7 protein-coding genes and 2 rRNA genes are annotated in these 6,495 nt (G+C 56.3%); 3 read left to right on the plus strand and 6 right to left on the minus strand.

Annotation, left to right across the window (positions count from 1 at the left end; genetic code table 11):
• Positions 1-156: 156 nt before the first annotated feature.
• On the plus strand, positions 157-1,068 hold the full coding sequence (locus tag FEZ62_RS19725; protein WP_069901454.1) for a DMT family transporter: 912 nt from the start codon (positions 157-159) through the stop codon (positions 1,066-1,068).
• A 49-nt stretch (positions 1,069-1,117) separates the two neighbouring features.
• Here the strand turns inward: FEZ62_RS19725 and FEZ62_RS19730 are convergent, their stop codons facing one another.
• On the minus strand, positions 1,118-1,828 hold the full coding sequence (locus FEZ62_RS19730; protein WP_069901453.1) for a tRNA-uridine aminocarboxypropyltransferase: 711 nt from the start codon (positions 1,826-1,828) through the stop codon (positions 1,118-1,120).
• A gap of 195 nt (positions 1,829-2,023) precedes the next feature.
• Here FEZ62_RS19730 and FEZ62_RS19735 point away from each other — a divergent pair, with 195 nt between their 5' ends.
• Positions 2,024-2,425, plus strand: coding sequence for a quorum-sensing-regulated virulence factor family protein (locus FEZ62_RS19735; RefSeq protein ID WP_172929537.1), 402 nt, complete (start codon positions 2,024-2,026; stop codon positions 2,423-2,425).
• Positions 2,426-2,644: 219 nt separating this feature from the next.
• Positions 2,645-3,718: an LOG family protein gene (locus FEZ62_RS19740; RefSeq protein WP_172929538.1), complete on the plus strand. Its 1,074-nt coding sequence runs from the start codon at positions 2,645-2,647 to the stop codon at positions 3,716-3,718.
• A gap of 157 nt (positions 3,719-3,875) precedes the next feature.
• On the opposite strand, the gene recX is transcribed toward FEZ62_RS19740, so the two are convergent.
• The 5 genes from recX to rrf (FEZ62_RS19765) all read right to left on the minus strand — a co-directional run.
• On the minus strand, positions 3,876-4,340 hold the full coding sequence (recX, locus tag FEZ62_RS19745; RefSeq protein WP_069901451.1) for a recombination regulator RecX: 465 nt from the start codon (positions 4,338-4,340) through the stop codon (positions 3,876-3,878).
• Positions 4,341-4,358: 18 nt separating this feature from the next.
• Positions 4,359-5,402: a recombinase RecA gene (gene recA / locus FEZ62_RS19750; protein WP_069901450.1), complete on the minus strand. Its 1,044-nt coding sequence runs from the start codon at positions 5,400-5,402 to the stop codon at positions 4,359-4,361.
• Between the two features lie 86 nt (positions 5,403-5,488).
• The gene (locus FEZ62_RS19755) at positions 5,489-6,001 is read right to left on the minus strand and encodes a CinA family protein (RefSeq protein WP_172929539.1); all 513 of its coding nucleotides are present in this window, start codon (positions 5,999-6,001) and stop codon (positions 5,489-5,491) included.
• Between the two features lie 182 nt (positions 6,002-6,183).
• Positions 6,184-6,299 (minus strand): 5S ribosomal RNA (gene rrf, locus FEZ62_RS19760).
• A gap of 96 nt (positions 6,300-6,395) precedes the next feature.
• Positions 6,396-6,495: ribosomal RNA gene (gene rrf / locus FEZ62_RS19765) — 5S ribosomal RNA — on the minus strand; the annotation flags it as partial.

The raw sequence follows: 6,495 nt of genomic DNA on the forward strand, positions 1-6,495 counted from the left end.
TTGAGCTATTGGCGAGTACGCAAAAAACGCTCGGTAGTCTATCAATCCGATGTTTATACGCGGCTGGCGGTGCCCAGCATGCCGAGCGAACTCGGGGTGGTCAAGTTGATTACTTTACGGCAAAGTCTGCGCCCTTAATCCTGCCGAGATTTTTCTATGCAACGCAACGCCTTACGGGCCGATTTGATGATGCTGCTCACGGCCATGATCTGGGGCTCGGCTTTTGTCGCCCAGCGTCTGGGTATGGACTCCATCGGCCCGTTTTATTACAGCGGTCTGCGCTTTGCGCTCGCGACCGTCATTTTGCTGCCAGTGCTTTCCCTGCTTGAACGGCGCACCCCTGCGAGCAAGCCAGAGCCTGTTAATCGCGGCCTGTTAATTGGCGGCGGGCTGATGGGCTTGGCGCTGGCAATCGGCATCAACTTGCAGCAGGTTGGCTTGCTGTTCACCACCGTGACCAACTCGGGCTTTATTACCGGGCTGTACGTGATCATCGTGCCGATTCTGGGTTTGTTTATCGGCCAGAAAAGCGGCCTGGGCATTTGGCTCGGCGCCGTACTCGCGGTGGTCGGCATGTTCCTGCTCAGTGTTGGCGAAGGTTTCCATGTCGCTTCGGGCGACTGGCTGCAACTGGCAGGCGCATTCGTTTGGGGTATTCATGTATTACTGGTGGGTCACTTTGCCAGCCGTCACGATCCACTGCGCCTGGCGGTCATCCAGTTTGCGACCTGCGCGATCATCAGCCTGGTTTGCGGCGCACTGTTTGAGACCATCTCCTTGGAGGCGGTTATCGCAGCTGGCCCGGCAGTGCTTTACGGCGGCATCTTCGGTGTTGCGGTCGGCTTCACCCTGCAAGTGGTTGCACAGAAAAGCGCAATCGCCTCGCATGCGGCCATTATCCTGTCGCTTGAGGCGGTATTTGCTGCCATTGCCGGCGCGCTGTTGCTCGGTGAATCGCTGCACGCGCGGGGTTATCTGGGTTGCGCGCTGATGCTGGGCGGGATGTTGATTGCGCAACTATGGCCGCAAAAGCCGCAGGCAAAGGTCGAAGCGCTGGCTCAACACTAAGCATGCGGAGCGTTGCGCAGTACCGAGTGCTGCGCAACGATGTTCTGGCTTAGAGAAAGGTGCGCAGCTGGTTGTGCAGCTCATCGTTGAGGTCCACTGCTCGCGGACCTTTGGCGGCGATATAGTGCTCGCTGAACACATCGAAATAGGTATTCAGCGCATCTGCCGCACGTTGATCACCGGCCAACTCCAGGCACAGTGCAGCCACTTCCGCGGTACACAAGTGATCATCACGCTTGGAACGGCGCAACCGATAACGTGAAACCTGCTCCGGCTGCAAACCCAACACCGGCAGATTTGCCAGATAAGGGCTCTTGCGGAACATCTTGCGCGCCTCGGTCCAGGTTGCATCCAGCAGGATAAACAGCGGCCTCTTGCCAGCCACAGGCTGCACTTCACTGACTACGCGTTCTGGCGCGGCGTACTCCCCCGGAAACACCAGAAAGGGCTGCCAGGCTGGATCAGCCAGCAAGGCCAACAGCGCCTCGTCGACGACTGTTCGCTGCCATCCAAAAGCACAGGTGTCTGCCACCACATCGGCAATCAACCAACCGGTATTGCTCGGTTTGAGGGCCTCGATATCATGCATCAGCAGACACATCCCCGAATGCGCCTGAACATTTGGCCGCAATGCGCAAATGCAGTGAGACAGCGCGATGCGACAGGACTCACATCGAATCGAACGCGAGCCACGGGCAATAAATGGTTTCTCACTGCGGGCAAGCCGCGCAGTGCGCAGACGCGCTACGGCATGGCTCATCAGTGAATAACTCGTACAGTTAAGCGGCGCATGACATCACTCAAATTCAGGGTGCGGCATTCTAGCAAACCTGCGTGCCAACAGCGGAGCTAACGACTGAAGGTACAAAGCGCCCGCTTATAGGTATTATGATTGCAAGCTGAACCTATGCAGACCCAAGCCTGTCGAAGGTTCCAAATGATTGCGGAGACCCTGATGTTTCGATTAATTGCCCTTTCCATCGCACTCACCTTGCCAGTGGTTGCTCATGCATCGTCACTGAAAGACTTTGAACTGACCAAGCTCCTGCAGCAGGTTGCCAAGCAAAGCAGTGCTGGCACGCCACGCGCCATCAATGGCGACATCTTGGATCAGGGCTACACCGTTGATGGCCACGTGCTAATCAATCACTTGAGTGTCCGCGAGGCTCATGCCACACAAATGCGCGCCAACCCGGATGCAATGCGTGCGCAACTTGCTGCCAGCGTGTGCAACAACAATGGTTTCCGCCAACTGCTTTCACGCGGCGCAGTGTTGCGCTACGAGTTCACCGAATACAAAAGCAACCGCCCGGTTGCCAATGAGAACTACGACAAAACCGACTGCAACATCCAGTAAGTCGCACGTCCCTCCCGGTTTGCCTGTCCAGCGCCTCAGCGCACTGCACAGGCGACTGCGGCAGCCAGACTGCCCTCGCATTACGCTGCATCACTCTAGCTGCGTGCAAATTAGCGCTGCGTAACGCCGCAAAACGTCATCCTGCAGCCATACTCTCTCTGTAGAACCGTAACAGCACGGATGCTTGGCGATACGGTTACGCTCAACAGGAGACTCTTTATGCCTTATGAAGCTGACGACTACCTGTCACGCCATGTGCAAACCACCAGCATTGATGTGGCGTCGTATCTGGATCAACTGACCGCACTGATCACCCCGCCCGACAGCCCTAATCAGTCTCTGTACCGTGAAATGCTCACCACCGTTGTGCGCATGGCGCAGGCCGATCGCAATCGCTGGGATGCCAAGATCATGCTGCAGACACTGCGTGAGATGGAGCATGCATTCTGCGCGCTGGAGCGGTTCAAGCGTCGGCGCAAAGTCACTGTGTTCGGCTCTGCGCGCACCCCAGCCGACCATCCGGTGTATGGCCTGGCACGTGATCTTGGGCAAACGCTGGCCCGTTATGACCTCATGGTAATCACCGGTGCCGGTGGCGGCATCATGGCTGCCGCGCATGAGGGCGCAGGCCGTGAAAACAGCTTGGGGTTCAATATCACCCTGCCGTTCGAACAAACCGCCAACCCGACCATGAAAGGCTCGGACAACCTGTTGTCGTTCCATTTCTTTTTCCTGCGCAAACTGTTCTTCGTCAAGGAAGCAGACGCGCTGGTCTTATGTCCCGGCGGCTTTGGCACACTGGATGAAGCGCTGGAAGTATTGACCCTGATTCAAACCGGCAAAAGCCCGTTAGTGCCGATCGTCCTGCTCGATCAGCCAGGCGGTACTTACTGGCAACGCGCGCTGGAATTTATCGAGGCAGAACTGCGCGACAACGCCTACATCCTGCCGAGCGACATGCACCTGATGCGTCTGGTGTATAGCGTCGAGGATGCCGCCAGCGAGATAGCCCGCTTCTACGCCAACTTCCACTCAAGCCGCTGGCTTAAAGGGCGGTTTGTTATCCGCATCAACCATCCACTCAACTCAACCGCCATGCAGTTGCTACATGAGCAGTTCGGCGACTTATGCATCAGCGGTGGTTTCGAGCAGTTGGCTAGCGGGGTGGCAGAAATGGATGAGCCCGAACTTGCTCACCTCGCCCGCCTGGCTTTTGCTTTCACCGGCCGCCACTTGGGGCGTTTGCGCGAGCTACTGAATTTCATCAATCAACCGCAACACTGGCAAGCCTGACTGCAGCTATTTGCTCCGCTACGGACTGCTGCGCCCAGTTGGTAAAAATATCGGCGCAGTATGTGCAGGCATAACGCATTGCAGGCCGTGCGAAAACTTGCGGCCTGTGAGCGGGTTTAACAGATAAGTATTAAGGACGGTAAAGACGGGTTGCGAACTAATCGTCCAGCGCGCCGCGCAAGAGTTTGCTGATCAAATCCTGGGGATAGCCACGGTAGCTGAGAAAGCGCTGCTGCTTGGCACGCTCACGCATGTCTGCGGGCAATTCACCGGCAAACTTGCGTTGCCAGGTATCAAGCAGTAATTCGGCCCAGTTGATGCCTGAATCGCGCAAGGCCTGTTCGATGTCGCTGCGGGCCAGTCCGCGCTGGTTTAGCTCTTCACGAATCCGCAAAGGGCCGTAACCTGCGCGTGCACGGTAGCTGACAAAACTTTCGAGGTAGCGCGCCTCAGACAACAAACCCTCTTCCGCCAGGCGGTCGAGGGTTGGTTCGATCAATTCTGGAGTAGCACCGCGCAAACGTAATTTGCGCGTCAACTCGACTCGACCATGTTCACGCCGCGCCAACAAGTCCATTGCCGTGCGGCGTACAGCGGTCAAATTGTCGAGTATGACGGCCATCCTCACTAACCTATCGGTTTAAGCGTCTACTTCGGCGCTATCAACCGACTCTGCTGCAGCCTTGGCGGGAGTTGCCGGCGTCAGCAGTTTTTCACGGATCAGGTTTTGCAGAGTGGCGGCGACTTCCGGGTTATCTTCCAGATACTTAGCCGAGTTGGCCTTGCCCTGACCGATCTTGCTGCCCTGGTAGCTGTACCAAGCGCCAGACTTCTCCAGGAAACCGTGGAGTACGCCCAGATCAATGATTTCACCGTTACGGTAGATGCCCTTGCCGTAAAGGATCTGGAACTCAGCCTGACGGAACGGCGGAGCAACCTTGTTCTTGACGACTTTAACCCGGGTTTCACTGCCCACAACCTCGTCACCCTCTTTAACCGCACCTGTACGGCGGATATCGAGGCGAACCGATGCGTAGAACTTCAGCGCGTTACCACCGGTAGTGGTTTCAGGGCTGCCGAACATTACGCCGATCTTCATGCGGATCTGGTTGATGAAGATAACCAGGCAGTTGGCGTTCTTGATGTTACCGGTGATTTTACGCAGCGCCTGCGACATCAAACGGGCTTGCAGGCCGACGTGCATGTCGCCCATCTCACCTTCGATTTCCGCTTTCGGCACCAGTGCAGCCACGGAGTCGACAACGATTACGTCAATGGCATTGGAGCGCACCAACATGTCGGTGATTTCCAGCGCCTGCTCGCCGGTATCCGGTTGCGATACCAGCAGATCGTCAACATTAACGCCCAGCTTGCCGGCATACTCAGGGTCGAGTGCGTGCTCGGCATCGACGAATGCACAGGTCGCACCGGCTTTCTGAGCTTCAGCGATAACAGACAGAGTCAGGGTAGTTTTACCTGACGACTCAGGGCCGTAGATTTCGACGATACGGCCTTTCGGCAAACCACCAATGCCCAAGGCAATGTCCAGCCCGAGCGAGCCGGTAGAGATCGCTGGAATAGCCTGGCGATCATGGTCGCCCATGCGCATGACTGCGCCCTTACCGAATTGCTTTTCGATCTGGCCCAAGGCAGCAGCCAAAGCGCGCTTCTTATTCTCGTCCATTGAAATCCCCACGTGATTAAGAGGGCCTGACGGCCGCCAACAACTGTATAAGTAGACAGTATTATTCCATAGGCTAGGCCGCACGCCTACCCCACAATTGGATTTTCTTTTGCGAGCAGACGAAGCAGCCCCTCTAGCGCGGTATAAACCGTTTGTCGGCGGACCTGTTCACGGTCTCCAGCAAACAAACAGCGGTGGGTGAACACCTTCGAACCCTCAGCCCAGGCCACCCAGACAGTCCCCACGGGCTTTTCTGCCGAACCGCCATCCGGGCCTGCAACACCGCTAACCGCAACCGCATAGCGAGCGCCGCTATTAGCCTGTGCACCACGGACCATCTCGACAACGACCTCTTCACTGACAGCTCCGACGCTGCCAAACAACTCTGGGCTAACCCCCAACTGCTGAGTCTTCTGTGCATTGGAGTAGGTCACATAGCCGGCTTCAAACCAGGCAGAGCTGCCGGGAATTCGGGTTATCGCCTCAGCAATACCGCCACCCGTACAGGACTCGACGGTTGTAACCTGTGCCTGTGCACTGACTAGCTGCTTGCCCAACTCGGCAGCCAGACGAGTCAAATCCTGATCATTAACGCTCATCTCAACTCCGCGACTGATGTAACACCGAAGCTACCGTACACCAGACGCGAACACGATTCAGCCTGATCGTTATCAGTCGCTGCAAGACAGCCGTCTTTCTGGCGATTTAACCGTACGCATAGTTTTCTACAGCCAAAAAGAAACCCCAGATCATCTGCATGATCTGGGGTTTCGGTATAGATGCTTGACGATGACCTACTCTCACATGGGGAAACCCCACACTACCATCGGCGATGAACCGTTTCACTGCTGAGTTCGGGATGGGATCAGGTGGTTCCAGTTCTCTGTGGTCGTCAAGCAATTTGCTTGAAGCTTCGTCAGCGACGCAGCTTCGAATCTGATACTTAAAGTAAAACCCCAGACCGTTTTCACGATCTGGGGTTTTGGTATAGGCGCTTGACGATGACCTACTCTCACATGGGGAAACCCCACACTACCATCGGCGATGAATCGTTTCACTTCTGAGTTCGGGATGGGATCAGGTGGTTCCAATT

Origin of the sequence: Pseudomonas sp. MS19 (assembly GCF_013277615.1) — a bacterium.
GTDB classification, from domain to species: domain Bacteria; phylum Pseudomonadota; class Gammaproteobacteria; order Pseudomonadales; family Pseudomonadaceae; genus Aquipseudomonas; species Aquipseudomonas marincola.